The sequence below is a fragment of the Sphingobium sp. FW305-3-2-15-F-TSA7 genome, assembly GCF_058787155.1.
In genome coordinates, this window is record NZ_JBYSZM010000076.1 from 1 (window position 1) to 2754 (window position 2754).

Below are 2754 nucleotides of genomic sequence, written 5' to 3' on the forward strand. Positions count from 1 at the left end.
GGCGACGCGGCGTTCCTCAGGCGCCTTGAGGTCGAAAACGGACGCAGCTTCATCCCTGCAAAGCGCGGGCCGAAGCCAGGTGAGAATTAAGTGCACTGTCACCGTAATTGCATATGGGGCTCGCTGCCATCCTCAGCCTGCACGCCCGGTACAACCGGAACCGCCGGGCCCGACCGGATCTCCAAAAAATATTATGATGCCGCGGGTCAGGTAACGAAGGTTCAAACCGCCTATGGCACGACGGAACAGTCGGATGAGGTACAATATAGCTACACGGACAACGGCCTACGCGCGAGCGCGTCGGATGGCGAAGGCAATCCCTCAGTCTATCAATATAACGGGTACGATCGGCTTTTGGCGCTCTACTACCCGACGACAAATCACACCGGTGTAAATTGGGCCGATTATGAGGCCTACACCTACGACGCCAACGGCAACATCACAATTGTCCGGCGCCGTGATGGCCAAAATATCGCGTTCACTTATGACAAGCTGAATCGGCGTACCGTTGTCGATCCGGCGGGTAGCGCGACAGCCAGCGAGCCCACCGTAACCTCCAGCTACGACAATCTGGGCCGCCTGACCCTGGCACTGGCATCGACGGGCCAAAAGGCCGAATTTGGCTATGACGCTCTTGGCCGCAGAACCAGCGAAGCAAGCTATTGGGCGACCAAGACGATGCAGTACGATCTGGCCGGTCGTCGGACCCGGCTCGACTGGCATGACGGCTTCTACGTGAACTATGATTATGATGTGACCGGCAATGTCACCGCCATTCGCGAGAATGGGCTGACCTCGGGCATCGGGGTTCTCGCCACCTATACATATGACAATCTCGGCCGAAGGACCGGAATTACCAGAGGCAATGGTACGACGAGCACATATGGATATGATGCCGTCTCCCGCCTCAACTCCCTTGTCCAGAATCCGGCAGGCAGCACCTATGACCTGGCACTGGCATTCACCCACAATCCCGCCGGTCAGATTGCGACAACGACGCGCTCGAACGATCTTTATGGCTGGACCAGTCACTATAATGTGGACCGTCCCTATACGATCAACGGGCTCAATCAGGCGACCGCCGCGGGACTGGTCTCGCTGGGTTACGACGGGCGCGGCAACCTGAGCAGCTCAGGATCGAACACATATGCCTATAATCAGCTTAATCAGCTCAGCCTGCGAAATGGCTATGCCATTTATTACGACCCGTTGGGACGCTTCATGTACGCCTCGCCCACGGCGCTCTTCCTGGACTATGACGGCGGCGCATTGATCAGTGAGCTTGTTGACGGAACATCGACGGTGGCGCGCCGTTACGTCCATGGCCCAGGCATGGACGAGCCATTGGTGTGGTACGAGGGATCGGGTACAACCGACAGGCGATGGTTGCATGCCGACGAGCGCGGGAGCATCATCGCCATAAGCAACGACAGTGGCGTTGTGACCAACATCAACAGCTATGACGAATATGGCATACCTGCCGCGACCAATGTGGGCCGCTTCCAATATACTGGACAGACATGGATTCCCGAGCTTGGCATGTATAATTACAAGGCGCGCATCTACTCCCCCACGCTCGGCCGGTTCATGCAGACCGATCCGATCGGGTATGCGGCAGGCATGAACCTATATGCGTATGTGTCCGGGGATCCCATCAATCTGACCGACCCATTGGGGTTGAATCCGGATGATGCATGCTTCACTGAATACCAAGGTACGGACGCCTGTCCGGTAGTTGGCCGTAGGCCATTGGATTCGTGGGCCCCTACCAGCATCTACGGCGATCGGGATCGTGAAGAGCGAGGGGCTCGCCCACGTGGCGGCGCGCCAAGTAATGGACAGGGATGCTCGCAGGCCGTCCTTGATGCAGCTAATCTGTTGGCCGATCTTTCCGAAAGTGCTGGTAAAGTCGGAGATGGTTTCATCTACGCTGCAGGTGGTGTAGCTATGGCTAGCGCTATCACGGGTGCGACAGTTATTGGCGCTCCGGTTGCTGCAGGAGAGGGGCTGACCGCAGGTGGGCTGGCAACCTTCGGTCTAGGCGTGAAGTTATTGGCTGGTGCAGGTAAATGGCTTGGAAACAGTATAGCCGCGATTGAAACTGGCAACCAAAGCGGCTTCTTTGGTGCGCAAGCGGAAGCGGTCTTTGGCTCGGTGCCGGGCAGAGGCGGCACTGCCGGCAATGTTGTGCAGGATGCTGTGGCAGGCGGAGTCAGTTCCGCCTTAGGTGCAAAGCCCAATCCACGCAGTTGCTCATAGAGGCAAATATAGAAATGTCTGAAATTTTTGCAATCGGTTCGATTCTTGTAGTAATCTTGTCGAGAAGATTTCTACTAAAATACATGACAAGAATCTCAAATTATCACGGAAATATTAAGGTAGACGTTTCAGCGATGGTTACCGCTTTCATATTTCTTAATCCATTGTTATTTACATTGATAGCGAAGTGGATTGATGAACCTATTGTTACCGCTTTGATATTTTTTTGCGGTATATTATTCTTTGGAACCTATGTGATTGTTGGGATATTCAGAGAGTTTAAATCTGCAAATATGGGAAATAGATATCCCTGAATTACGTTGGAATTACGGTGACAGTGCACTAGAATTACGGTGACAGTGCACTAAATTGACAGGAGGTGCCGGGCGTTGAAGGATGCGACATGGCCCGCCTCTCCCGAGTCGTCGTTCCGGGACTCCCCCACCACGTCACCCAGCGTGGCAATGGGCGCGCACAGACCTTCTTCGACAATGC

Annotated in this window: 1 protein-coding gene; it reads left to right on the forward strand. The window is 54.8% G+C overall.

All coding sequences use genetic code 11. From position 1 onward, the window contains the following. Positions 1-90: 90 nt before the first annotated feature. Positions 91-2259 (forward strand): RHS repeat-associated core domain-containing protein, encoded by a 2169-nt coding sequence (locus AC3WN8_RS30075; protein ID WP_492673211.1) that lies wholly within the window; start codon positions 91-93, stop codon positions 2257-2259. Positions 2260-2754: the final 495 nt, after the last annotated feature.